The sequence below is a fragment of the Bdellovibrio svalbardensis genome (genome assembly GCF_029531655.1).
Taxonomy (GTDB): Bacteria; Bdellovibrionota; Bdellovibrionia; order Bdellovibrionales; family Bdellovibrionaceae; genus Bdellovibrio; species Bdellovibrio svalbardensis.
This window is the reverse complement of record NZ_JANRMI010000005.1, coordinates 100,407-123,615: the sequence shown is the minus strand read 5'-3', so window position 1 is coordinate 123,615 and position 23,209 is coordinate 100,407. Positions and strand designations below refer to the sequence as shown.

Below are 23,209 nucleotides of genomic sequence, written 5' to 3'. Positions count from 1 at the left end.
TTTTAGTGAAAATGATATTGGTGATAGGAAAACAAAGCGCGGGCTCATCGCGGATGAAAGCTTTATATGTTAGCAGCGCTGAGAGATTTTTAATCAAAGGTCAGCGGGAGCAGGGTAAAAGTTTTCGCACTGGATGGGGCATTTTAGAGAACGTAAAACCACGTCAAGTAAAAAAAAGATTACGAAGTTTTGATATGTCCCTTCTTGGATAAATTAACAAGTTCAGCATGTCAGCGAATTCTTTGAAAACATTCAATTTGAAAGCATTCCATTGATAGACAGTTCCTTTTTGGGCAGTTAAAGTATGTTTATTGTTTGACTGAAAACTGTAAATTTAAGGTGCGATTTGACGACTAAGCCTAATATTACCATCACAAATCTTTCCTCTGAGTTTAATGAGTTTCTGCAAAAGGTGGATGCTGGCTCAGGTTCATCTTCATGGCAAATGTGGCTTGATCTTGTTGGAAAAAAGCTACCGGGCTTCTATGAGACCCTCGTTGTGAGAACCTCGAATGATGAAGATATCCAGCAGAAATACAAAAGTCTGTTCAGTGATGCGCTTCCCATGATTATTAAATATCAGTCGCTGATTCAATCTGAATTTGCGGCCTTTGAGGAGACGGTGTTTTCTAGTGTCAGTACTTTCTCTAAGCTATTTCCTGATTTTGATGAAGTTCACCTAAACATCTATGCAGTTCCTTCATTGAATCGATTTAATGGTTTTTGTGCCGAATACATCGAAAAAAAAATCTTGGCGTTTGGAATCGATATGATTGCAATAACCAAAGTCGAACCCACGATAGTTCCAAAAATGCTTTTTAAATCGAATGCTTCGGTTTTTTACGCTCACGAAATATTTCACGTATACCACGATAATAAGAGAAGTAGGGATCAAGGCCTTGAAAGAAATCTTTTGCACCACGTTTGGGATGAAGGGCTTGCAACATACGTTTCAGGCATGATTAATCCTGATGCTGATTTGGATGACTTGTTTGGGGATCTGATTTTAGGAAAGCTTTCACAACAAGCAAGACTCAATTTTTTGCAAATTATTGCGCCGGATTTTAGAAAGAAGTTAAGTGAGAGTGAAGGATCAAAGTTATGGCGAGATTGGTTTCTATTGTCGTCAGAAAGATCTGATATTCCTCTTCGTGCTGGGTATGCTGCCGGTTATGAGCTGGTAAGATGCATGTCTCAAATTTACTCGCTAGATGCCATGGTGTCTTGGAGTAACCGAGAAGTGGAAGATAGTGTGAATAGAAATTGGTCGACATTTATGGGTATGTAGGCGTAATCGGTGGTTTGTATTGATGCCACTTGAAATCTATCAAAAGCTCTCATTGAAACCCGCTGATTTAATGTCAGCGGGTTTTTTGTTTCTAATATGCAATGTCAATGTGGCTTTCGCATTCGGGTTTCTTCTTAAGGCGTTTCTTATGGCACAGCTATTGGAGTAATTGCTCTTCGATGTATTAACTCCAATTAAGAAGCTTTTAAGAGGGTTTCTCGTGACCAACGGGGGCCTCTGTCAAAGTTCTAAACACCTTGGAAGGGTGGATCTATGAAGAAGTCGGCTTTGAGCTCAGGTTTGTTAGTTTCTAGTGCTGCAGTGACGGGGCTTGCAATGGCCTTACTGGTGGGTTGTGGTGAGCTCAAAAAGGTGGATGAGATGCATGATTCAACTGTGAAGATGGGTGAGACCACAGGGCAGATGAATAAGACCACTTCTGAAATGAATGACACCACTTCTCAGATGAGAAACAAGATGACGTCTTTGGAACAGAAGACTCAGGAACTAAAACAAGTGACTGACGAGTTGTATGATACCTTGAGACAAGGGAATGCCATGCAGCTGCGTCGCGACTCTTATGATGCGATTTTAAAAGCGCCAACACTTTTCAAAAAGATTTCTGAAGCTAATAAGTACATGATGGCTTTTGAATTTCAAATTTGGAATAACATGGGCCAGGACATGGAACCGGAAAAGCGCGATTTGCTAGCCCAGCAGGCGGCGATGGAGTTCTTCTTGGAAATTGAAGAGCTGGCTCCTCGTGATAACAGTATCAATGCGACCGTACAGCCAGATCCGAAAGACCTTTTGGGCCAGGACAATCGCACTGCTTCTTTCAATGCGATGGCTATCGCTCTTCATCAGGTGAATCGTAAAGAAGTCAGAGCAGAGCAAATGAATAAAGGTCTTAAGACGATGACTCTGCTTTCTTTGATCGAGGAGGCTTTGCTGGCACCCCGTGGCCAAGCTCAAAAGGGAGCAGCTCGTGAGATCATGGCTCATGAAGACAAGGCCATTCAGCTTTTGCAAACACGTATGAATGTCTTTCCTTTGATCTTTATCGATTCGGTGACCAAGTTGGGTGAGAAGAACATCGCGGCTCAAGCTAAGATGGCTTTATTCGGTTGGGAGTTCGATATGGACTGCTTGAATGCAACTCAACTTGAGTATTTGCAAACTGAAGTTCTGGAGCATGCGGTGAAGGCGAAAAAGCTTTTGATCAAACTGGGCAAGAAGCCAGAGATGGACAGCACGGTTCAGCGCTTGTTGACGAAGATGAGTGTTAAATCAGATGCAAAAAAAGCCGCGAATATCGCGGCTTCTCAAACAAAGCTTTTGGGTCTGATTGCAGAATTAAAAGCCAACTAACTGTCTTACACTCCGACAGAGTCGGAGTAGGCTGGCTGGTCTACACTCCGACTTCGTCGGAGTAACTAGAACGTCAACGGACGAATGTAATGACAAGTGTAGCCGCCAGGATTTTTAACTAAGTAATCCTGGTGGTAATCTTCGGCTTTCCAGAATTCCCCGGCCTTTTCTATTTTAGTGACCACAGGTTTGCCCCAAGCTCCGGACTTATCGACGCGAGCTCTGACTTTTTCAGCCGTAGCCTTTTGTTCTTCCGAAGTATAGAAGATCTCACTACGGTACTGAGTGCCGACGTCATTGCCTTGGCGATTTTCTGTCGTTGGATCATGCATCTTAAAGAAGTTAAGCAGCAGGTCTTCGTATTTCAATTTCGCTGGATCGAAGTCGATCTTGACGGTCTCAGCATGGCCGGAGGCGCCCAGTTTAACGATGTTGTATGTGGCATTCTTGACGTTGCCACCCATGTAGCCAACGGTCACATCAGTCACTCCAGGGATTTTGCGAAGAAGATCCTCCATACCCCAAAAACAACCACCAGCTAAATAAGAAGTTTCAATACTCACGCGGCCACCTTTCTTGCCTTCACTCTTGCTTTCACTTTGCGGGCTGGATGTTTTTGCAAAAACACTGAACCCGGAAAATAGGATCACAGAAAATAAAGTCATCAGAACTTTGAAGTGTCTCATGGGTTCAATCTACTCCCTCTGTTTAAGAGGAGCAAGGCTCTGCCTCAGTTCAAGTCATCATTCTTATAGTATTTGGTCCCCTTAATTGTTGCTTCGGCAGCCAACCCCTGTTCTGTCATTTGGTAAAGCCAGACACCAGGGGACACCGATAGGGCTCCTTGATAAGCGGCCCCTGTGGAGCCACTCTTCGCAGCGGCCGTGGTTTGTGCTCCGGCCTCCCATCCCGATGAGATGAAGGACTTGAGGGTGGACTGATTTTCAAAAACAAACACGAGCCGGAATTTTTTTACACCAAATCCCAAGCCCGCCTGAACTTCGACCATTTTCATAAAGGTTTCTTTTTTGGTGGCTTGGTTCACGGCCATGCCTTGGCCAGAGCCGCCACCCGCGAATAATATTTTCATTCCGAAGTTACTAAAGACCGCGTAGCCCGCAGAGGATTGAATATGCTTTTTGGCAGCTGGTTGAGCTTTGTAGAGTTGTGACAGAATTTGTTGGCTGATTTTTCTTATCGCTTGCCGTTGCTGTTCTTTATCAGCTGCCGAAGCTGAAAGGCTTGCAATTAACAGAGTTACAAATAGGAATCCAGTAGACCAATGGGAGGCTTTCATAGTTCATCCTAGCTCTGCGCAGTTAGATGTTTATTAAGGCTCCCTCAAAAAAAGTGGGGAGCCATCGCAATACATCTAAAACATGACTTGAGCTAATGACGAGGCCAAGAGGAAGGCAGCGAAATTGAGGAAATACACCTCTACTCGGCTTTGCCGAATCCGCCGCCGCTGCCAGAGCAAAGTGTCAGGATATCGCCTTTAAGAATCTTTTGTGTTCCCAGGACTGGAAGGACCTTGTTGGTTCCTTGAGAGTCCAAAGAAATCTCACAAGGATCGCCATGCGAGCAATTCTTGGTGATGCGAGGTCTGTGCAATGTCAGATCAGAAAGCCAAGTGGCTTCGATGTCTTCCAGGGCTTCCACTTTGAAAATCAAACCACGGCCACCAGAGTATTTACCTTTGCCGCCAGAAGATTGACGGCGGTCCGCGCGGATCACGCGCAGAGGAAGTTCTCTTTCGATCATTTCAATAGAGAGATTTTCAACTTGAGCCGAATCGCCATCTTTGCTGGCAAGAGCACCTTTGCCCCCCTGAAGATTCACGACAATATGAGAAGCGCCATTTTGTAATTGCACGGTCAAAGGACTGTAGCAAGACATCGCTTTTTCTCTTTTAGTGTGAATATGGGTCAATGCCAACTCAATCGCCGCCTGTAAGGCCGCAACCCCGGAAGTCATACCTTTCAAGGTGGAGGCTGGATATTTCGCCATCAACCAACAGCCTGCAGGCTTAGTCACTTGCAAGGCCGAGAAGGTGCCAGAGTTTGCATACTCAGTGAAACCGTAATAGCGACTGATGGTATGGAAGCAAGTCCCGAAAGCCGCGCTTTCAGTCAGATGAATGGTCTTAGCAGCGGAGGTGCCACCGAAGTCCATTTTGATCTTACCTTCATGAATCTCAAGGTTGAGTCGTAGTAACTCACCGCTATCCAGAACGATATCAACGCGAGTTTCGCCGGAAGCATTTTCAGAAATTCGTTGATGCGCCAGGTTTTTGGAAAGTTCAACGTACTCTTCAATCAACTCGCCCGTGATTTCAAATCCAGTGGCTTCAATCGTGTCATGCAGTTTTTGCGCGTGCAAAATCATCTCTGCAAAATGCGCTTTGATCCAATCTGCAAAGGTTGCCCCACCCAAATCTGTAGGACACGCCGGATGAGCCTGCATCGCAGAAAGAATGACTTCGTTAACTTTGCCATTTTGTAAAAGGGGAGTCGGAGGAATGCGCAAGCCTTCATCTTCGATCGATTTGCCGGTTTTGATCGACTTCGTCATCGGGCGACGAGTGATCCACAGAAGATCTTCAGAAACAGCCATGATGAAAGTCATTTCATCCAAAGTGCTGCCGCCGCTGTAAGGATCATTCAAGACCGCGATATCGCCTTCTTGAAGTTTTAAATATTTTCCAACGATGTTAGCCGCAGTGGAAAGAGTACCATAGGTCGCAGGGTGTTTTCCGCGCACAGCCAGCACTTCGCCTTCAATAGTGATCAGTGCGGATTCACCCTGAAGAAAGTCATTCAGTAAAGAGTGGAAGAGTTCAACTTTGTAAGACATGTTTAACCTTCACCTTTCAACAAGGACTGGCCAAGCAGAGCCACCGCGTGAGATTGGGCAAATTCATCAGCAGCGATTGTCGCCTTTGGATCTTTTTTAAAACCATTTGAGAACATATCGGCCAGCGGACCTGTCACCAGGATTTCTTTACCTTGGCGGAACATTAATGATTCCATCGCCAACTTTTGAATCGCGAGACTTTGCAATTCCTTGGTGACGCCTGGAACCTCTTTCTCTTGGCCACGACTGGCTTTGGAAAGAGCAAACATTGAGTTTTTAAATCTTTGCACGCCCGCAGCCGTCACGCGATCTTGAAGACCGTCAACTTTTGCAAGTTTGGGATTTTCGGCCCAAAGATCCAACAAGGTCGCCTTTTGCCCGCGTCCCAAGAACATCGGTCCCGGCTCCCATCCTTCCGACTCTTTATTGAAATCAAAATGCTGGAAGGCATTCAAGCCAATCTGTAACGTGGGTTGAATCGCAAGTTCACGGAAGCTGATATGTTTATTCTCGATATTTCCCCAAGGACTCATCCATTGGGTCTTCCAGTTTTTTGCAGAAATCAAAACGAAGCTCTCAAGCCCCAAGTAAAGAATATCGCGAGTTGCGTTTTTTTGAACCAGAGCCAGGGCTGAGTAAGAGCCGGCAAGGCTAGAGACAGAGTTCTTTTCAACGTCCTGAACGAATTCCCCGTGAGCCGCAAGATAGTGGATATTTTCTGCATCCACCGAACTTTGCAAAGCTTCTTGAATTTCTTTTTTCAGATCAGAAAAAAGACTCGCCACCGTCGCATTCAGAGCATTTTTTCTCCAGCGCGAAACTTCGTCAGCGTTGTCTGTTTTTTCAGGAACAAAAACTTCGAAGCCTTTTTCGGTCAGGAAGTTTTTCACCGCGATCTCATGAGTGGGATTGATCGAAGCATGCAGCAAATGCACGCAGACTTTTTTTGTTTCCAAAAGAAGCAGCTTCGCTGCAATGGCCTCAAGCTCATCCATCGCCAGAGCAGTGGAAATTTTACCGTCAGCCTGGATGCGCTCGCGCAGTGAGAATTGCAGATCAGAGATCGTCAGACTGGTCTTGGTGCACTTGTGCAGATCCAGCCAGTGTTCAAATCCTTCGGTGGTGATGTGGGCAATGGCCCCGTTCAGCTTGTAGTCCAAAAGCTTTGCGGAGACGCGCAGGCTTATAGCCGCTTTGGAGATTTTTTTGTCACTATGGCCCGAAATAAACTGCTGAAGAGAGTTTTTTAGGTTCTCTCTTGAAAGGTAGGCTCTTTTGGTAGCTACAACCTTCGTGCCTTCTAAAAGACAGTACTCTGCGAAGGATTCGCCAACACTTACGCCTAACAGGAAACGGTTTTGCATTTTTAAACGCTCTCTATTGAATTCGCTCTGGAATATTGCTAAAGCTAGACGAAAAGATATAGCAAAAAGATGCATCTAAGAAAAGGCCTTATCGCGGCCATCTTTAGGTTCAGTTTAGTAAAGGACAGTTACGTGAAGATTTCTCCTGAAATTCTTAATCTTGTTCCCTACAAACCAGGAAAACCTATCTCTGAAACTCAACGCGAGTACGGATTGAAGACGGTTTATAAGCTCGCAAGTAATGAAAATCCTTTGGGTACTAGCCCAAAAGCCCTGGAGGCTGTGAGAAACGCTCTGGATCATCAAAATCTTTACCCAGATCCATCTCACTATGAATTGCTGCAAACCATCTCAAAATTATGGGGCTTTCCTACTCAACAATTGGCTGTTGGCAACGGGAGCGATGAGCTGATTGATTTGTTAACACGCATTTTCTGTGAGCCGAAAGAAGGCGTTTTGACTTCTGTGGCGGCATTTAATGCCTATGAAGTAAGCGCTGCTGCAAACCGAGCAACTATTCGCAAAGTTCCGCTTGAGCCCGGATATCGTTTCGATATGAAGGGGATTGCTGACTATTTCTTCGCACATCCAGAACAAAACATCCGTCTTATTTTTATCTCAAATCCGAATAATCCAACCGGGACCTATGCGACCAAACAGGAAGTGGAAGATTTCTTGGAGCGCGTTGGAAACCGCGATGATGTGATGGTTGTTTTCGATGAAGCGTATAATGAATTTGTACGTGCGACAGACTATGTTTCTGCGCAAAATTACCTTGGTAAATACAAAAATCTGATCGTTTTGCGCACTTTCTCTAAGATCTATGGACTTGCGGGTTTCCGTATTGGTGCGATGATTGCGCCGACAGAGGTCGTTGAAGTCTTTAACCGCGTGCGCAAACCATTCAATGTCAACGATTTAGCGCAGGTTGCTGCAAATGCGGCTCTGCAAGATAAAGAATTTATTGAGCGATCGCAGCAGATTTGCTGGAAAGGACTTGATTACTTCTACAAGAAATTAGAAGAATTAGGCCTGCCATACATTCCATCTCAGGGAAATTTTGTCATGTTTGACACCCTTCGTGACGCGGCCAAGGTGAACGAAGCCTTGCTACGTCGCGGGATCATTATGCGACCTATTTTGAACTACGGGTTTAAAACGCATATGCGGGTGAGTGTTGGTTTGGACAATGAGAACGAAGCGGCGATGAATGCGCTTGCTGACGTGCTCAAAGAAATTCCTCTGTTTGAAAAACAGTAGGATTGATTACACTTCGACTCTGTCGAAGGTTGGTTGCACTTCGACGCTGTCGAAGTAGAAACAGGAAATGAGTGATGGGAATGGTAATTACGATTGATGGCCCAGCGGCTTCAGGAAAGTCTTCAGTAAGTCGCGAACTTGCCCGTCGTTTGGGTTGGAAGTGGGTTTCCACTGGTGCTTTCTATCGTGGTTTGGCTTATGCCGCTCTTCAATTGGATGTGGATCTTGATGATGTGCAAACACTTGCACAACTGACTCACAATCCGGTTTGGAGCATTCGTTTAGAATCAGAACGCACTAAAGTTTACTTCAAAGAAGAAGACGTGACTGACTTGATCGCTCACGAAGATGTTGGCAACTTCGCCAGCAAAATTTCTCACTATCCAGAAGTAAGAAAAGCCCTTCTTGAAGCGCAAAGAAACTGCAGCGCAGGCCCGGATGGACTTGTGGCTGAAGGCCGTGACTGCGGTACTGTTGTGTTCCCTCAAGCAGATGCGAAAGTCTTTTTGACCGCTTCGAGTGAACATCGTGCGGCTCGCAGAGCGACTGAATTGGGCCTTGATCAAGATGATATGGTGAAGGCGCAAAAACAACGCGATCACCAGGATTCTACTCGTAAAGTGGCGCCCATGGCTGTTCCTGAGAATGCTTTTGTACTGGATTCCACAGAGCTGAATCTTTCTGAAGTTGTCGATAAAATCGAAGCGTTCGTTCGCACAAAAGTGCATTAGTTCTTTATATAAGCTCTTACCGGGATCCCTCGGTAAGAGGTCTTTTCTTCATGGTCTGTCTACATTCTAAGCAGCCCACTTCCTCTCAGATCCTCCACATTTAGACCTGTAACGGGCACAGACTTTGTAAAGAAGGCTGCGTTGATGGTTTCTATGATCCTGGAGGATTTTATGATGAAGAAGATTTTGGCTGTTTCAGCTTTGGTATTATCGGTCGCTGGTGTTGCTCAGGCTTCTGATCAGGTTGTGATCTCATGCCGCGGCTCTATTCTGTCGAGCATGTCGGTGAGTGAGAATTATACGATCTCGTTGAACGAGGCGGGCGATATCATTGTTGATGGTCAGTATAAAAACTCTCGTGGTTTGGTGATTTTGGCGGGTACCGAAAATGTTATTAAGAACGACAATGATGGCTTGATCATCGTGGCGGCAAAGAAACGTTTGGGTATGACTTACTCTAAAAAAATGATCGAAGTTGATTATCGCACTGGCAAAGGCCAAGTGACTGACTATCAGGCTTTGGAGAGCGCTTTGAAACCAAAAATGATCTATTTGGATTCTTGCACTCGCTAGATTCAGTTTCATTCTCTTCGCGGAAAACGGAAGAGCAGTCTGACTGCTCTTCTAATAAGTAGAGCAGACCTGACTGCTATACTACGAAGTTAAAATAAAGTATCTACTCTAATTAGGGCTTATTTTTTCAAAAGTTTAAATGACTTATAGATTTCGCTTGGGTTTGTAAAACTCCCAAGATATGAAAACGCCCATGAAAACAATCTCGTATTTTTTCTTAAGAAGTTTGATGGTTGCTGCTCTGGCACTGACAGCCAGTTTTTCGCTTCACGCAATGCCGGTCGCAATGGCCGCGGTCGATGCTGTGCAAACTATGAACTTGCGTTTGGGTAACGGGCGCATTGTCTATTTCGAATATCTTAAGGCTTCGCAAAAAGGTGCAGCGACTTTTCTGCTGTTGCCTGGAGTGAATCGCAGCCTGCTGCTGAGTGAAGCCGGACCTCAAGCCTTAGTGAAAAGAGGCTATGGCGTTGTCACGATGAACTTCAGTGTGCAGCCGTTCTCTGTCAATGCATTGGCGGGAAATGAAGTTCCATTTTTCATGAATCAAAGTCCGTCGTTGAAGGACCTGGCTGTCGAGGTTGAAGCGCTAGCTAAAGATCTGCGTGAGCAATTTCAAACCGGCGAGGTGATTCCAGTTTCGTTATCTTATAGCGGAGCGGTATCGCCATATCTTAAGAATTTCCCGTTGGTGATCGATACTGTTCCACTGACTTCCGGACCCGCACAAAATCCTCAGCTCGAGCAATACCGCCAAAGTTTAAAACTGGGTGAGTTGTGGAATCCTTTCTTTGGCCCCGGCATCACACGCTCCTTGTTGGATCAGGCATACCGCCAGAAGTGGGCGGACCAAGTGGATTCGATCTCGAAGCAATTTGATTTTTCAGCAGACCGCCGCAGTCAGATGATTGAAGGTTACACAACCTTGAGCCGCGCAACGGAAGGTTATGAATGGGATGTCAAACTTCTTCCCATCAACACTCGCAGAGTCTTTTTATTTGCGGGTGATGAAAGTAAAAGTCTTCTTGAACATCAAGTGGCGACCTTCTTGAAAATCTACAGCCAGGACGCAAAGAGCCTGGTGTTCATAGTAAAGAAATCAGGTCATTTGATTCCTGGCGACCAGCCGGAATTTTATGGAAGCATTCTGGATGTTGTCGCGCAAGGAAAGACACAAGGGATGGGGGGCGTTGTTGAGGTGGATCCTGAAACCCGCCAAACACGCAACTTCGTCGGGGCGCAAGCGACTTCCTACCTTCAGGATCTTGTAAACAGCAAAAAATAAGTTCGCTTCAGCGCAGGTCTTTCTATTGCGCCAGAAATCTCTCTGCCAACAACAATGCCTTTGCACTGAGAGCGGTCGTATAAGACGTCGACCGCCACACCACGGGATAGCGTGCGATAAAAGTTGCCGCATAAAAAACCTGCCCCGGCCAATAGGCATAGCCATGCGAATCCTTCTCCATTTGTGATAACAGAAACTTCACACCGCGCTTCACTTTCAGGCGATGAAACTCATTGTGCGGATCACCCAGCATCAGCAGGGCGTTCAAGGCCCAGGCCGTCGAGTGAATATAATCCGGTCTGGCGAAGACACTGTTTCGCCAAGCTCCGTCGGGATCTTGTTTGGCGATGACATAGTTCAAAAGTTTTTGTCGTGAAGGTTCGAGGCATTTCACTCCTTCACTTAAATTGTTCGCGATAGAATAGGGGAGGGCGTAAGAGCTGGGGTAATACATCCCGCAGAAGTAAAACTGCTTTTTTGCCACGACACGATTGAGATGTTCACAACTGGCTTTGTAGCCCGGGCCTTCGGTTTTTCCAGCGTACTTCAAAAGCTTCAACACATTGGCATTCACCACGCAGTCGACATCGTTCTTATTAAATGGAATGCGCGTGCCACGATCCGGGCGGGCAAAATAATTTCGAGGCATATCGGGATTGGTTTCGTCCCAAAGCCACGTCATAAATGCGCCGGTATTCACTTGGCCCTGCAATTTATTATAGATATGCGCGTGGCGATCCAAGTCTCGTGTTGCCGAAAGCGCCTTCATAACTTGCTCGGGCAATTCTGTGTTGAACTGATCAGGCCGGGTGCCTTGGCCCATGCTATTTAAATAATGAAGAGTGGTGCGTGCAACGGAAGTGGTGTCAGCGTCGGGCGGAATATTCGCAAAGCCCTGCCATTGTGGAGCGAGATACATATAGCGCGGCTGTCTGATTTTAACTCCGCGAAACATTTCGGAAGGATAGAAATTAAAAAGGTTTCCCCAATAATAGTTCTGAAAGCCCGCCACAGTTTTGGCGATCATCGGCGGAATTTCTTTGTAGCGTGAATCAAGAAAATAGATCTCTGCCAAAACATTGGCGATCGATCCTGCGACAAAAGCGGTGGGCTCATCATAAGGCACATTGAATTTGCCAACGCCGATGGGGCCCGGAACATAGGAGGTGACCCGTGCCACCCATTGCCCGGGGTCGTATCCCTCGTGCCCGGTGGTCTGATAATATTGGATAAACTGCAGGGCGGAGCTGATTTCTGTGCGAAATTGGGGTCCTGCAATAGAGTTCGTGCCCCAAAAGCTTAGCCAGAGCCCGATTAACAGGATTCTCATAAGTCCTCCAGTTTGTAGAAAAATCGACGCCAGATCAAATATGTTAGAGCTGAGGCCCTGCTGTCAGGGGGAAGATTAAGGACTTGTAGGCATACATAAAAGTCCCTCTGGGAAACCCCTAACAGACTGCGTAAAACCTTTGACTTCTGCCCCCTTAGCTCGCTAAACCATTGATTCGCCTATAGCGCGAAGAAAGGTACGGGTAGAACCCAATTGAGGTTTTACTACGTGGAGGTTTTTAAAAAACGATATGACAAAACAAATGAACAAGGCTGAGCTTGAAAAACAGAAAGTGCTAGCTTTCTTGGATGCAGAAGATTCTAAAGTCGCTGCTAATCCTGGCATCTATGGTGCTGCAAAATCTGAAAAAGGCGAATTCGATTCTCTATTCGAAGCGTCCATGAAAGAGCAAGATTTCAAAGTCGGCGACGTTGTTACTGGTTCAGTAGTTGAAGTTCAATCTGACTACGTACTTGTAGACATCAACTACAAATCTGAAGGTTTGATCGCAATCAATGAATTCCGCGTTATTGACGGTGTTCGTGATGTAAAAGCTGGAGATAAAGTAGAAGTTCTTATCGACCGTATCGAAAACGAAAACGGAATGATCGTTCTTTCTAAAGATAAAGCTGACATGCTTCGCGCATGGACTGATATCTCTAAAGCAGCTGAGAACGAAGAAGTTATCGAAGGTACTGTTGTTGCTAAAGTTAAAGGCGGCTTGAGCGTTGATATCGGCGTTAAAGCATTCTTGCCTGGATCACAAATCGATCTACGCCCAGTTCGCAACATGGACGTTTACCTCGGCAAAAAATTCAAATTCAAAGTTATCAAATTCAACAAGAAACGTGGCAACATCGTTCTTTCTCGCCGCGCACTTCTTGAAGAAGAACGCGACAGTTTGCGTTCACAAACTCTTGACACTATGGCTGAAGGTTCAGTTGTTACTGGTATCGTTAAAAATATCACTGACTACGGTGCGTTCATCGATCTTGGTGGCATGGACGGATTGTTGCACATCACTGATATGTCTTGGGGCCGCGTAAAACATCCTTCAGAAATGTTGAATGTTGGCGACGAAATCCAAGTTAAAGTTCTTAAGTATGACAAAGAAAAAGAACGCGTATCTTTGGGCATGAAACAGTTGCACTCTGATCCTTGGGAATCTGTTAAGGCTTCTTACCCTGCAGGCACTAAGCTTAAAGGCAAAGTTGTTTCATTGGCAGAATACGGTGCATTCGTTGAACTTGGCGAAGGTATCGAAGGTTTGATCCACGTTTCTGAAATGTCTTGGACTAAACGTGTGAAACACCCTTCACAAGTAGTTAACGTTGGTGACGAAGTTGAAGTTGTTGTACTTGAAGTAGACACTGAAAACCGTCGCATCAGCTTGGGTATGAAACAGCTTCAACAAAATCCTTGGATTGAAATGAAGGAGTCTTATGCTCCTGGTACAATCATCGAAGGCGAAGTGAAATCAGTAACTGATTTCGGTATCTTCATCGGTATCGAAGAAGGTATTGACGGTCTAGTTCATATCTCTGACTTCTCTTGGACTAAACGTGTAAATCACCCGAACGAAATGTTCACTAAAGGACAAAAAGTTCGTGCGGTTGTTCTAGGTGTAGACATTGAGAACGAAAGATTCTCTCTTGGTATCAAACAACTTGAGTCTGATCCATGGGCTAACATCGAAAACAAATACGCTATCGGAACTCAACACGACGTTAAAGTAACTAAAACAGCTGATTTTGGTGCTTTCGTTGAACTTGAATCTGATATCGAAGGTTTGATCCACATTTCTGAACTTACAACTGATAAAATCAACACAGTTGAAGACTTCATTAAGCCAGGTCAATCTGTTAAAGCAGAAGTTATCTCTATCGACAAAGACGCTCGTAAGATCGGTTTGTCAGCGAAACTTGTTAAACTTCGTGAATCAAAAGCGGATGTTGACGACTACGTTAAAAAAGCGACTGCAACTTCAAAATCAACTTTCGGTGACTTGTTCGCTGACCAGTTGAAAAACATGAAGACAGACAAACAGTAATAGCCAATTGCGCCCAGCGTAATTGACTGTGAAGTCTTAAAAGGGGACCCTAATCGGGTCCCTTTTTTTATTTGTGCTCCATGAAGGAGTCATTCAAAAAGGGCCTACTTTAGAACATGGGTATGTCCAGCCTACGCCAAACTCTGGGCGACCCACAGGGAGCGCAGCATGAAGGGCAATTTCTTTAAAAAAATTCTTATTATATTTCTAGTATTCGTCGGTATCGCCGCACTACTAAAAATGGGTGGAGACTTCTTCGGTGAATCCGAAAAGAAAGTTTCTGCGAAAAATACCATCCTTCATCTTGAGATGAATGGTGTGATCTTGAACGGGAAGAAGTTCATCAAGAATCTAAAAAAATACAAAGACGACAACCGCATTAAGGCGATCGTTATCAATATCAATTCTCCAGGCGGATCTGTTGGGCCTTCTCAAGAAATTTATCACGAGATCAAGCGCGTTCGCACTGAACTCAAAAAACCGGTGGTCTGTGTGACGACGGGTGTGATGGCCAGCGGTGCTTACTACTCTGCTGTGGCTTGCGACAAGATCGTCGTGGCTCCAGGAGCGTTGGTGGGATCTATCGGTGTGATCATGGAGTTTGCGAATCTTGAAAAACTTTATGATTGGGCGAAAGTGACTCGCTACTCTATCACGTCTGGAAAGTTCAAAGATTCTGGAGCGGAATACAGAGGCATGCGTGAAGATGAAAGAGCTTTGTTCCAAAACATGATCAACGAAGTCTATGCACAGTTCAAAGGAACTGTGATGAAAGAGCGCAAACTTAAAGAAGAAATCGTGACAGAGTATGCAGACGGTCGCGTCTTCACAGGAGCTTCGGCGGTGAAGCTGGGTTTTGCGGATCAAGAAGGTTTCTTTGATGATGCTGTGAAGGTGGCGGCGGATCTTGCGAAGCTTGGCGACAACTATGAATTGTTCGAGATTCCTAAAAAGAAAATGAGCATCTTTGATTTCGGTGGCAAAGACGTGGAAGACGATGTGAATTCTATGGCGGAGTATGCGGATCTTCTGAAGGGGAAAGCTTCGGCCGGTTTGAATGTTGAATCTGCGATGAAATATCTTTTGCGCGCGCAGTACTTGAATCAACCTTTGTACATGATGCCAGGCTACTGGGAGTAAGAATGAACTTTCTGTTTGTTCTGCTTTCAATGATGGCGACACCATCTCATGCGCAAACAGTGCATGAGGTGGATCCAAGAAATCCGGTTCCCTGGACAGACGTGGTTTATAAGGGTTTCTATTATCTGACTATTGATTTGCCAATGAATGAGCATATTCAGTTGCCACAAGGAACGAAGTTCTCGTTCGTCGAAGTGATGGGGGGGGGCGGTTATGTTCCGGTGACCTTCTTTGAATTGACAGTCGACAACTGCCCCGATCCGAAGGCGACCGTGGATCTTTTCTTAATCAACCCAACTGGTGGCAAGGGCGAAGATGTGGGTGTTGAGTTTCGCAAAAACTGCCACGTAGTATTCTATGTCGAAAACAGACTTGTCGGTCGTCCTAGTTTTTTCACTGACAGCACGGAGTAAGAATGGCTTTGAAGAAGCAGACGAAGAAAACGAAATCAGTAAAGAAGAGCAAAACCGTAACTAAAAAGACTGTTGCGCCAAAACGTGCCGAGTTCCGAGTGGATAGCGAGATTTGGCCCTTGGAGCGGGATGTTCTCATTCGTCCTGATCGTATGAAGTACGTCAGAAAGCTGATCAAGCCTGAGGGTTGCGTTTTCTGCAATGCCTCTAAAGGTGGAATCGCTTTTGAAACTTTGTGTGTTTATAAAACGAAATACTCCATGGTTGTTCTTAATAAATTTCCATACAACAGTGGCCATGTATTGGTATTGCCGGTGCGCCATTGTGGGGACGTTTTGCAGCTTCATGATGAAGAGTATGCGGATATACAAAATACTGTGCGTTTAGTGATGAAGGCCTTGATGGAAATCTATGAACCTGGTGGCATCAACGTGGGTCTAAATCACGGGGCAGTGGCAGGTGCGGGTATTCCAGATCATTTGCACTACCATGTGATTCCAAGATGGGCTGGAGATCTGAATTTCTTCCCGCTTATTGCTGAGACCAAGGTCTTGGTTGAAAGTCTTGAGCAGACCTACGATAAACTTTTGGGTTATTTTAGGAAGATATGAATAGAAGCGTCAGTTTTCAAACAGCCCCTCTCACAAAAGCTGTGAAGTGGTTGATCATCATCAATGTGGCCGTGTGGTTCCTTCTGCAAGTTTTGATGGAAGGTTTCATGCATGTGCCGTTCACTTCCATCTTTGCTCTTTATCCGGGAAAAGTTCTTTTCGATTTCCAGATTTGGCAGCTTGTCTCATACATGTTCCTGCACTCCATGTCGGTGACCCATATTTTATTTAATATGCTGATGTTATGGTTCTTCGGGGCAGAGCTTGAGCAAAGATGGGGAACACGTTTCTTCCTGATTTACTATTTCTCTTGCGGAGTGGGCGCGGCGATCTTGTATTGCTTGTGCGTTTGGGGCTATGCCTTGGCGACAGGGTCGCAAACAGGGTTGATCGTTCCGGTGATCGGGGCTTCGGGCGCAGTCTTTGGATTGCTGTTGGCTCAAGGGATCATCTTCGGAGAGCGCATTGTTTACTTCTTTATGCTCTTCCCTATGAAGACTAAATACTTTGTGGGTCTTATGGGCTTAGTCCAGTTGGCTTCTATGATGACCTCTGGGGTGAGCGGTGGAGAAGTGGCGTACTTGGCCCATTTGGGCGGTATCGTATCTGGCTTCATTTGTCTTCAGTTTAAGGCTTGGTTTACCCGCCAGGATTTCAAGAAAAAGGCCAAAAACAAGGGTCGTAACCTGCGTTTAGTGGTCGATAACGAAAAGAAGAGCGATAAACCCCCAAAATACTGGAACTAGGCTGGCTTATACTCCAGCTCCGCTGGAGTAGCATCAAAGGTACCAGCTTCCCTTAGGGGCTATTTGGTACTTCAGTTAATTAAAAAAAGCTTTTTTTGAGTAAAAAGGAAGCGGGTACCTTCTGGACTTGGCTTCCAAGATGGGCTATAAAGAAAGCCGTTCAAACCGAAAGGAACCTGCGATGTCTTTGGCTGATGCAAACAAAAATCTCAAATGGGATATTAGATTGACTGAAAGAAACCTCAACGTAGGTGATTTGAAGACTGACGAGTTGAAAAAACACTTGGAGCAACTTCCTGACCTAGCTAGCAACGTTGAGACGTTCACTATGGATGGAAAAAACACTTCAGCTGACGATTCACACTAGTTGCTGATTTAGATTTTTAAATTATAAAGCCCACAGCTGAAAAGTTGTGGGCTTTTTTTATGCCTTTTTTAAGGCTTCTGGAAAACGCAAAGATTAGTGCAAACGATTTTTGGATTCAGCTTGGCTCATGTCCTGACAGCGAGGAATTTCATAAAGCTTAGTAATGACTTTACACTGCGGAGCAATTTTTAGGTTCTGAGTGAGGGCATTGGGTGGGCGAAGAACTTCGGCGATCGAACTTTTAGATAGGGGAACGATATGTGCTGCCGCCCCTGAGATCACAGTGACCAGGGCCGTGACTCCAGCTCCAAGTAGGATGTGGTTGTAAAGATCCTTAAAGCTCATAAGACTTCAACCTCCTTAATTTAAACTTATGCCGATTCTATTTGCTGTCAAGTTGCACATTCAACATTGTTCAAAGCTGGAACAGGGCTCTAAGATCTGCTAGTTTGGGCAGATGAATAAAACAAGATGCACTTGGCCCGGCTCAGATCCGCTTTATTTGGATTATCACGACAAAGAGTGGGGACGCCCGGTTCGGGACGATCAAACTATTTTTGAGTTCTTAGTACTTGAGTCCGCGCAAGCCGGTCTTAGTTGGATTACAATCTTGAGAAAAAGAGAAAACTATCGCAAGGCTTTTGCCAGCTTCGATCCTGCAAAGGTCGCGAAATTTACCGAGAAAAAGGTCCAAAGCCTTCTCAAAAATGAAGGCATCGTTCGCAATGAATTGAAAATTCGTGCAGCAATTAACAATGCCCAAAGATTTTTAGAAGTCCAAAAAGAGTTCGGTAGCTTCTCAAATTACATTTGGGCTTTCGTCGACTACAAGCCCGTAAATGGTAAGAGAAAAACAACGAAACAAATTCCAGCGACCTCACCGGTGTCCGATGCTTTGGCAAAAGATATGAAGAAGCGGGGATTTAAGTTTCTGGGGTCGACAACTCTTTATGCTCATATGCAAGCCACCGGAATGGTCAATGACCACCTGACGACTTGCTTTTGCTATAAAAAATAGAAGCTATTGAGTTTGCTGAGACGCCTGACTGCTCATCAGGTTCTCGCCTCGTGCGATAGCTGCAGCCACTTCCTTCTGATTGAAGGGGCTCCACTCTTCGCGAATGATTTTGTAGGTATCGCCCGACTTGACGGCGTAAATGGTTTTAACGCCATAGTCGACATGCTGGTCTGATTCATAACGTTGCAAGGTCTTTACTAACAACTGATCGTTGTGTTGAACGATATAGGGTTGTGAAAGATGCACTTTGATGAACTCGTATTTTGATTTCAAGCTGGCTTTATGGTTCTTCCAGGTTTTCAAATTGAAGCCCGGAGCCTTAAAGTCCTTATCATAGAAGCTGATATATTTATCGATGTCTTGGGCTTCCCAGGCTTGGCGCCAGCCTTCAATAAATGAATTCAATTCGACACGACGTTTTTCATGCTCATCTTTAGAAAGATAATTCACGTGATCGAAAATCAAGATCGGTGTTTCGCGTAGCTTAATATAATCAGCCAGTTTCTTGATGACTTCATTGCGCACCACCACACAGCCGCGAGAGCCGCGAGTCAATGCGACGGAATCAGGGATCGCATGAAGCCAGATGCCTGAGCCGGTTTTATTTTGACGGCGGTCAAAAAGGTTCGGGTAGTTGGTGGTAAAGGCCAATGCGCCATAAAGATTGAAAGGAATTTCCGGTTGGGAAAGACGTTTCTCCAGGAAATAGATACCTTCTGGTGTTCGGGCATCGTCACGCTTGGTTTTGTTGCCGCCATTTTTTCCAATGTCAGCTGGAAATTCCTGGATCTTTTGAATCTTCTCGCCATTTCTTTCAAAGACGGTGAGCTTTCTTTGCTCTTTATCCACTAAGAAGACGAATTTAGAAAAGGCATCAGTCTCAGAGATTTGCAGGAGCGGTGCCGGAAGTAAATCCGCAGGCTCAGCTGGGGCAGACGGCGTTGCCGTAGACCCTGCAAAAACTGGTAAACCAGACAGTAATAGTGCGCATCCCGAGAGGAATATTCTCATATGTATATTATGTCGGAAGACTCGTGAATTTTGTCAAGTCTCAGCCCCTATATGTCTATAGCTTAGACACTTTCGAGCAAATTCCCTAGCAAAAAAAGCAGACTTAGATGTTAAGACCTAGGGCTGAAGCTCCGATACCTTAATATCACGAGGTACAGATGGCAGAACAGGCTCCAGCTCCGGCACAGACAAAGAACACAGGCATGATTTTACAGGTCGCTTTTGCGGTCTTAAATTTAGCTGTTATGGGTGTTGGAGTTTATATGGTTTATGCTTCAACTATGGGTTGGGAAAACCCAAAAATTACAGAGCAGCAAATGGAGCGTGAGCTGGCGTCGGTGGAGTCGGCAGCGGATGTGGGCCCTCTTGTTTACACCATGGATAAATTCACCGTCAATTTGGGCGGCGAGCCTAAAAGAACGATCCGTCTTGAGGTCAATCTGCAAATGTTGGGCAAAGACGGTTTTGAAGAGGTGATGGAACCTGAAAACCGTGCGAAGGCCCGCGACAAAATCGTTCGTATCCTTAATGAAGAAGCCTTCGGCAGTCTCGAAAGTATTCAAGGCAAGTTATTCCTTAAAGACAAGATCGCGATGGAAGTAAATGGCATCCTTCATAAGGGTGTTGTGAAAGACGTTTATTTCTCTGACTTTGTCGTTCAATAGTTCTGATCATCATGGATTGAGCAGTGACAATCTTGCTGCTCTGGTTTCTTCTCTGGCGCTAAGTCCAGTCATCTTCTCGTCACATGTCGTAAGTCTTAAAAAACTTCAATTAGTTGTCTTCGTTAGGTCTCGGTTTCAAACTAAAGGCTATTGGATTTTCCATAACGAAAGTAGCAACCATGAGACGTATTTCAACCCTTCTTGTAGGACTTTGTGTATCGTTCTCTGCATTCGCAGTAGAACCAAATCCCACTAAAACAGAAAAGCCAGATGTGATTGGCGCCATACAAGGTTGGTCAAAGGCGGGGGATCTTAAAATCTCTTTGCCGGTGACAAAATTTACTTTGGAAAATGGTTTGACGGTTATTCTTTTGGAAGATCACTCGGTGCCGATGGTGAGCTATCACACTTGGTATCGTGTGGGTTCTCGCGATGAGTCCCCGGGGGTGACAGGGGCCGCTCATATGCTGGAGCACATGATGTTCAAAGGTGCGAAGAAATATGACGGTAAGTCTTTCGATCGCATCTTCCATGAGAATGGCATCACTAACAATGCTTTCACCACCAACGATTACACAGGATTCTTTGAAAATCTGCCAAGCTCTAAGTTGGAGCTTGTGATGGATATGGAAGTGGATCGCATGAGTTCTTTGCTCTTGAATCCAGAAGATCTCAAGAGTGAAAAAGAAGTTGTGAAGGAAGAACGTCGCTGGCGCGTAGACAACAATCCGATGGGGTTGGTGCGTGAACTGATGATGTCGACTGTCTTTAAATACAACCCTTATCACTGGCCAGTGATCGGTTATATGAAAGACATCGCAAACTATGATGTCGAAAAATTGCGTTTTTTCTATAACACTTACTACGTGCCAAACAATGCAGTTCTGGTGTTGGTGGGTGACTTTAAGACGGCCAAAGTTAAAAGTTTGATTGAAAGCTATTACGGCAAATTGGCTTATCGTCCTTTACCAAGAAGAAATTACCCAAGAGAGCCTTTGCAAGAGGTTCAACAAAATGCCACTTTGAAAAAGGATGTTCAGAACAGTTCATTTGTCGTCGCTTTCCAAAGTCCTCGTCAAGGGGAGACCGATATGTATCCGCTGGATTTGGCAGCGAATATTTTAGGAAACGGAACTTCCAGCCGTCTTTATAAGCGTTTGGTTTATCAAAAACAAATCGCCACCTCCGCCTATTCATTTAACTACGCCATGAGAGAGTCCGGTGTCTTTGCCGTCGGCGTGAATATGAAACCGGGAACGGGCATCCAGGAAGCTTTGGATATTTCATATAATGAGCTTTGGAAGCTGCGCAATCAAAAGGTCACCGATAAAGAGCTCGCCAAAGCGAAAACTCAAATTATCAAAGAACTTGTTGATAGCTTAAAAACAATGGACGGAAAAGCCCGTGCCTTGGCCGTAAATGAAATTGTCACTGGAACTTATGAAAGTCTTTTTACAGATCTTGAAAAGTATGAGGCTGTTACTGCTGATGATATTAAAAAGGTTTCTGAAAAGTACACCAATCAAACTCAGCGTTCCATTATCGTATTAGAACCTAAAAACGCTCCGAAACAAGAAGCTGCTGTGAAGCCAGAAACTCCTGTTAAGAAGGAAGAGTAGAGAATGAGAAAATTCAACACAACACTGAGTACACTTCTTGTCGTTCCTTTCGCAATCTCTGCTTTCACGGGATGTTCGACATCAAAACCAAAAAGTGAAAAAGCAGCGGATGGCTATGTTAGCAAAACCAATGGCTCATTCACGCTGCAGCCCTTCAAAGAGGTGAATCTTGAGAATGGTCTTAAGATCATTTTCATTCGCGATGTGACGTTACCGCGTGTAAGCATGACTTTGTTGGTTAAGACGGGCTCTGTGCAAGAACCGGCTTCGCAGGCTGGTTTGAATGCTTTGACGGCTTATCTTTTGGAGCAGGGAACACAAAGTAGAGATGCTAATACTATTGCTGATGAATTTGGGCAAATGGGCTCGAACTTGGATATCAGTCCGGGAGCCGATGTCACAACAATCTATTCTGACTCTTTGACGTCCACTGCAGACGATTTGTTGAGTCTGATTTCTGATGTGGCTATAAATCCAGCCTTTAAAGATGGAGAGCTGGTACGCATGCGTTCGCAGGTTCTTGCCGGCCTTAAAAAGAAGATCGACAATCCGTCGTCATTCACTGATGAAAAAATGGATGAGTTTCTTTTTGGTGACCATCCGTACGGCCGAGATGTGAATGGGACTGTTGAAGGTGTTAAGAGCATTACGAAGCAGGATATCATCAAACAATATCTGACATTCTACCGCCCTAACAATTCTACTTTGGCGGTGGTGGGGCAGTTCGGTGACGACTTCGAAAAGAAAGTATCAGATGTTTTCGGCAAATGGACAAAAAGATCTATTCCTGTTGTGAATGTGCCAGCAGCGCCATCGATTGAGAAGTTACAAGTACGCTTGTACGTCAAGAAGGGTCTGCAGCAGACGCAGATTCGCATGAGTGCGTTGGGCATTCAACGTGTTGACCCTGACTTCTTGGCCTTGCGCCTTGGGAATGAAATTTTGGGCGGTGGGTTTGCCAGTCGTTTGAATCAAAAAGTAAGAGACGATTTGGGCCTGACATACTCGATCTACTCTAATTTTGATATCCGTAAGGACAGAGGCAGCTTTGATATCAGTACATTCTCGAAGAACGAGTCTGCGGGGAAGGCCTTTGATGAATCATTGAAGGTGGTGAGTGATTATCTTGCAAATGGAGCGGATGAGAAGGAAGTCAGCGCGGGACGAAATCAATTGGTGGGTCAATTCCCACGTGCGATTGAGACGGCAGACCGCTTGGCTTACAACCTTTTGGTGTTAGATTTTTATGGAATTCCATTTGATTATCTAACTACCTATAACAAGAACGTGAGTGAACTCACGGTTAAGAAGGTCAATGACGCCTTCAAGAGACATGTGGATGCTCAGAAATTCAAAGCGGTGATTTACGGTAATGAATCGATCATTCCACAGTTTCAGAAGTATAATCCTGAGGTGATTAAGGTTCCTTAGGATTGGCACAAGCTAAAGGTTCGTTGATTTTCTAGAAGAAATAAAATGAAGGACCTATGAAGGAAGCGTAGTGACACCGGTGC

23 protein-coding genes are annotated in these 23,209 nt (G+C 45.0%); 16 read left to right on the top strand and 7 right to left on the bottom strand.

Annotated elements, in window-relative coordinates; all coding sequences use genetic code 11:
* Nucleotides 1–346: 346 nt before the first annotated feature.
* Nucleotides 347–1,288: a hypothetical protein gene (locus NWE73_RS16260; RefSeq protein WP_277579414.1), complete on the top strand. Its 942-nt coding sequence runs from the start codon at nucleotides 347–349 to the stop codon at nucleotides 1,286–1,288.
* Between the two features lie 273 nt (nucleotides 1,289–1,561).
* Nucleotides 1,562–2,659, top strand: a complete 1,098-nt coding sequence (locus NWE73_RS16255) for a hypothetical protein (protein ID WP_277579413.1) — start codon at nucleotides 1,562–1,564, stop codon at nucleotides 2,657–2,659.
* A gap of 65 nt (nucleotides 2,660–2,724) precedes the next feature.
* On the opposite strand, the gene msrA is transcribed toward NWE73_RS16255, so the two are convergent.
* From msrA to NWE73_RS16235, 4 genes are all read right to left on the bottom strand, one after another.
* Nucleotides 2,725–3,345, bottom strand: a complete 621-nt coding sequence (gene msrA / locus NWE73_RS16250; RefSeq protein ID WP_277579412.1) for a peptide-methionine (S)-S-oxide reductase MsrA — start codon at nucleotides 3,343–3,345, stop codon at nucleotides 2,725–2,727.
* Nucleotides 3,346–3,389: 44 nt separating this feature from the next.
* The gene (locus tag NWE73_RS16245; RefSeq protein WP_277579411.1) at nucleotides 3,390–3,956 is read right to left on the bottom strand and encodes a lipid-binding SYLF domain-containing protein; all 567 of its coding nucleotides are present in this window, start codon (nucleotides 3,954–3,956) and stop codon (nucleotides 3,390–3,392) included.
* A 140-nt stretch (nucleotides 3,957–4,096) separates the two neighbouring features.
* Complete coding sequence (locus tag NWE73_RS16240) at nucleotides 4,097–5,512, bottom strand: hydantoinase B/oxoprolinase family protein (RefSeq protein WP_277579410.1); 1,416 nt, start codon at nucleotides 5,510–5,512, stop codon at nucleotides 4,097–4,099.
* A gap of 2 nt (nucleotides 5,513–5,514) precedes the next feature.
* The gene (locus tag NWE73_RS16235; RefSeq protein WP_277579409.1) at nucleotides 5,515–6,876 is read right to left on the bottom strand and encodes a hydantoinase/oxoprolinase N-terminal domain-containing protein; all 1,362 of its coding nucleotides are present in this window, start codon (nucleotides 6,874–6,876) and stop codon (nucleotides 5,515–5,517) included.
* Nucleotides 6,877–7,008: 132 nt separating this feature from the next.
* On the opposite strand from NWE73_RS16235, the gene hisC reads away from it, so the two are divergent.
* From hisC to NWE73_RS16215, 4 genes are all read left to right on the top strand, one after another.
* On the top strand, nucleotides 7,009–8,136 hold the full coding sequence (hisC, locus tag NWE73_RS16230; RefSeq protein WP_277579408.1) for a histidinol-phosphate transaminase: 1,128 nt from the start codon (nucleotides 7,009–7,011) through the stop codon (nucleotides 8,134–8,136).
* Nucleotides 8,137–8,210: 74 nt separating this feature from the next.
* Complete coding sequence (gene cmk / locus NWE73_RS16225) at nucleotides 8,211–8,867, top strand: (d)CMP kinase (protein WP_277579407.1); 657 nt, start codon at nucleotides 8,211–8,213, stop codon at nucleotides 8,865–8,867.
* 171 nt (nucleotides 8,868–9,038) lie between these two features.
* Nucleotides 9,039–9,440, top strand: coding sequence for a hypothetical protein (locus NWE73_RS16220; protein ID WP_277579406.1), 402 nt, complete (start codon nucleotides 9,039–9,041; stop codon nucleotides 9,438–9,440).
* A 193-nt stretch (nucleotides 9,441–9,633) separates the two neighbouring features.
* Complete coding sequence (locus NWE73_RS16215; RefSeq protein ID WP_277579405.1) at nucleotides 9,634–10,725, top strand: hypothetical protein; 1,092 nt, start codon at nucleotides 9,634–9,636, stop codon at nucleotides 10,723–10,725.
* 22 nt (nucleotides 10,726–10,747) lie between these two features.
* On the opposite strand, the gene NWE73_RS16210 is transcribed toward NWE73_RS16215, so the two are convergent.
* A complete protein-coding gene (locus tag NWE73_RS16210; RefSeq protein WP_277579404.1) occupies nucleotides 10,748–12,055 on the bottom strand; it encodes a hypothetical protein in 1,308 nt (435 codons plus the stop codon).
* A 250-nt stretch (nucleotides 12,056–12,305) separates the two neighbouring features.
* Between NWE73_RS16210 and NWE73_RS16205 the strand changes: the two genes are divergently transcribed.
* The 6 genes from NWE73_RS16205 (at nucleotide 12,306) to NWE73_RS16180 (ending at nucleotide 17,382) form a co-directional block, all read left to right on the top strand.
* Nucleotides 12,306–14,105: a 30S ribosomal protein S1 gene (locus NWE73_RS16205; protein WP_277579403.1), complete on the top strand. Its 1,800-nt coding sequence runs from the start codon at nucleotides 12,306–12,308 to the stop codon at nucleotides 14,103–14,105.
* A gap of 168 nt (nucleotides 14,106–14,273) precedes the next feature.
* The gene (sppA, locus tag NWE73_RS16200) at nucleotides 14,274–15,245 is read left to right on the top strand and encodes a signal peptide peptidase SppA (RefSeq protein ID WP_277579402.1); all 972 of its coding nucleotides are present in this window, start codon (nucleotides 14,274–14,276) and stop codon (nucleotides 15,243–15,245) included.
* 2 nt (nucleotides 15,246–15,247) lie between these two features.
* Nucleotides 15,248–15,658 carry a hypothetical protein gene (locus NWE73_RS16195; RefSeq protein ID WP_277579401.1) on the top strand — a complete coding sequence of 137 codons (411 nt, stop codon included), beginning with the start codon at nucleotides 15,248–15,250 and terminating at the stop codon, nucleotides 15,656–15,658.
* Between the two features lie 2 nt (nucleotides 15,659–15,660).
* Nucleotides 15,661–16,269, top strand: coding sequence for an HIT family protein (locus tag NWE73_RS16190; protein WP_277579400.1), 609 nt, complete (start codon nucleotides 15,661–15,663; stop codon nucleotides 16,267–16,269).
* The gene (locus tag NWE73_RS16185) at nucleotides 16,266–17,015 is read left to right on the top strand and encodes a rhomboid family intramembrane serine protease (RefSeq protein WP_277579399.1); all 750 of its coding nucleotides are present in this window, start codon (nucleotides 16,266–16,268) and stop codon (nucleotides 17,013–17,015) included. Before NWE73_RS16190 ends, NWE73_RS16185 begins: the two co-directional genes overlap by 4 nt.
* 181 nt (nucleotides 17,016–17,196) lie before the next feature.
* A complete protein-coding gene (locus NWE73_RS16180; protein ID WP_277579398.1) occupies nucleotides 17,197–17,382 on the top strand; it encodes a hypothetical protein in 186 nt (61 codons plus the stop codon).
* Between the two features lie 93 nt (nucleotides 17,383–17,475).
* Here the strand turns inward: NWE73_RS16180 and NWE73_RS16175 are convergent, their stop codons facing one another.
* Nucleotides 17,476–17,727 (bottom strand): hypothetical protein, encoded by a 252-nt coding sequence (locus tag NWE73_RS16175; protein WP_277579397.1) that lies wholly within the window; start codon nucleotides 17,725–17,727, stop codon nucleotides 17,476–17,478.
* Nucleotides 17,728–17,839: 112 nt separating this feature from the next.
* On the opposite strand from NWE73_RS16175, the gene NWE73_RS16170 reads away from it, so the two are divergent.
* Nucleotides 17,840–18,400 carry a DNA-3-methyladenine glycosylase I gene (locus NWE73_RS16170; RefSeq protein WP_277579396.1) on the top strand — a complete coding sequence of 187 codons (561 nt, stop codon included), beginning with the start codon at nucleotides 17,840–17,842 and terminating at the stop codon, nucleotides 18,398–18,400.
* A 3-nt stretch (nucleotides 18,401–18,403) separates the two neighbouring features.
* Here the strand turns inward: NWE73_RS16170 and NWE73_RS16165 are convergent, their stop codons facing one another.
* The gene (locus NWE73_RS16165; RefSeq protein WP_277579395.1) at nucleotides 18,404–19,411 is read right to left on the bottom strand and encodes a L,D-transpeptidase family protein; all 1,008 of its coding nucleotides are present in this window, start codon (nucleotides 19,409–19,411) and stop codon (nucleotides 18,404–18,406) included.
* A 158-nt stretch (nucleotides 19,412–19,569) separates the two neighbouring features.
* On the opposite strand from NWE73_RS16165, the gene NWE73_RS16160 reads away from it, so the two are divergent.
* From NWE73_RS16160 to NWE73_RS16150, 3 genes are all read left to right on the top strand, one after another.
* Nucleotides 19,570–20,076, top strand: coding sequence for a flagellar basal body-associated FliL family protein (locus NWE73_RS16160; protein WP_277579394.1), 507 nt, complete (start codon nucleotides 19,570–19,572; stop codon nucleotides 20,074–20,076).
* Nucleotides 20,077–20,255: 179 nt separating this feature from the next.
* Nucleotides 20,256–21,695: a M16 family metallopeptidase gene (locus tag NWE73_RS16155; RefSeq protein ID WP_277579393.1), complete on the top strand. Its 1,440-nt coding sequence runs from the start codon at nucleotides 20,256–20,258 to the stop codon at nucleotides 21,693–21,695.
* 3 nt (nucleotides 21,696–21,698) lie between these two features.
* The gene (locus tag NWE73_RS16150) at nucleotides 21,699–23,126 is read left to right on the top strand and encodes a M16 family metallopeptidase (protein WP_277579392.1); all 1,428 of its coding nucleotides are present in this window, start codon (nucleotides 21,699–21,701) and stop codon (nucleotides 23,124–23,126) included.
* Nucleotides 23,127–23,209 lie beyond the last annotated feature (83 nt).

Bases quoted from the DNA above. Each gene is read 5' to 3' on its own strand.
- NWE73_RS16175 (WP_277579397.1), bottom strand. From the start codon at position 17,727: ATGAGCTTTAAGGATCTTTACAACCACATCCTACTTGGAGCTGGAGTC.
- NWE73_RS16195 (WP_277579401.1), top strand. From the start codon at position 15,248: ATGAACTTTCTGTTTGTTCTGCTTTCAATGATGGCGACACCATCTCAT.
- NWE73_RS16240 (WP_277579410.1), bottom strand. From the start codon at position 5,512: ATGTCTTACAAAGTTGAACTCTTCCACTCTTTACTGAATGACTTTCTT.
- cmk (WP_277579407.1), top strand. From the start codon at position 8,211: ATGGGAATGGTAATTACGATTGATGGCCCAGCGGCTTCAGGAAAGTCT.
- NWE73_RS16160 (WP_277579394.1), top strand. From the start codon at position 19,570: ATGGCAGAACAGGCTCCAGCTCCGGCACAGACAAAGAACACAGGCATG.
- NWE73_RS16155 (WP_277579393.1), top strand. From the start codon at position 20,256: ATGAGACGTATTTCAACCCTTCTTGTAGGACTTTGTGTATCGTTCTCT.
- NWE73_RS16210 (WP_277579404.1), bottom strand. From the start codon at position 12,055: ATGAGAATCCTGTTAATCGGGCTCTGGCTAAGCTTTTGGGGCACGAAC.
- NWE73_RS16235 (WP_277579409.1), bottom strand. From the start codon at position 6,876: ATGCAAAACCGTTTCCTGTTAGGCGTAAGTGTTGGCGAATCCTTCGCA.
- msrA (WP_277579412.1), bottom strand. From the start codon at position 3,345: ATGAGACACTTCAAAGTTCTGATGACTTTATTTTCTGTGATCCTATTT.
- NWE73_RS16245 (WP_277579411.1), bottom strand. From the start codon at position 3,956: ATGAAAGCCTCCCATTGGTCTACTGGATTCCTATTTGTAACTCTGTTA.
- NWE73_RS16150 (WP_277579392.1), top strand. From the start codon at position 21,699: ATGAGAAAATTCAACACAACACTGAGTACACTTCTTGTCGTTCCTTTC.
- sppA (WP_277579402.1), top strand. From the start codon at position 14,274: ATGAAGGGCAATTTCTTTAAAAAAATTCTTATTATATTTCTAGTATTC.
- NWE73_RS16180 (WP_277579398.1), top strand. From the start codon at position 17,197: ATGTCTTTGGCTGATGCAAACAAAAATCTCAAATGGGATATTAGATTG.
- NWE73_RS16190 (WP_277579400.1), top strand. From the start codon at position 15,661: ATGGCTTTGAAGAAGCAGACGAAGAAAACGAAATCAGTAAAGAAGAGC.
- NWE73_RS16185 (WP_277579399.1), top strand. From the start codon at position 16,266: ATGAATAGAAGCGTCAGTTTTCAAACAGCCCCTCTCACAAAAGCTGTG.
- NWE73_RS16165 (WP_277579395.1), bottom strand. From the start codon at position 19,411: ATGAGAATATTCCTCTCGGGATGCGCACTATTACTGTCTGGTTTACCA.
- NWE73_RS16205 (WP_277579403.1), top strand. From the start codon at position 12,306: ATGACAAAACAAATGAACAAGGCTGAGCTTGAAAAACAGAAAGTGCTA.
- NWE73_RS16215 (WP_277579405.1), top strand. From the start codon at position 9,634: ATGAAAACAATCTCGTATTTTTTCTTAAGAAGTTTGATGGTTGCTGCT.
- NWE73_RS16255 (WP_277579413.1), top strand. From the start codon at position 1,562: ATGAAGAAGTCGGCTTTGAGCTCAGGTTTGTTAGTTTCTAGTGCTGCA.
- NWE73_RS16170 (WP_277579396.1), top strand. From the start codon at position 17,840: ATGAATAAAACAAGATGCACTTGGCCCGGCTCAGATCCGCTTTATTTG.
- NWE73_RS16220 (WP_277579406.1), top strand. From the start codon at position 9,039: ATGATGAAGAAGATTTTGGCTGTTTCAGCTTTGGTATTATCGGTCGCT.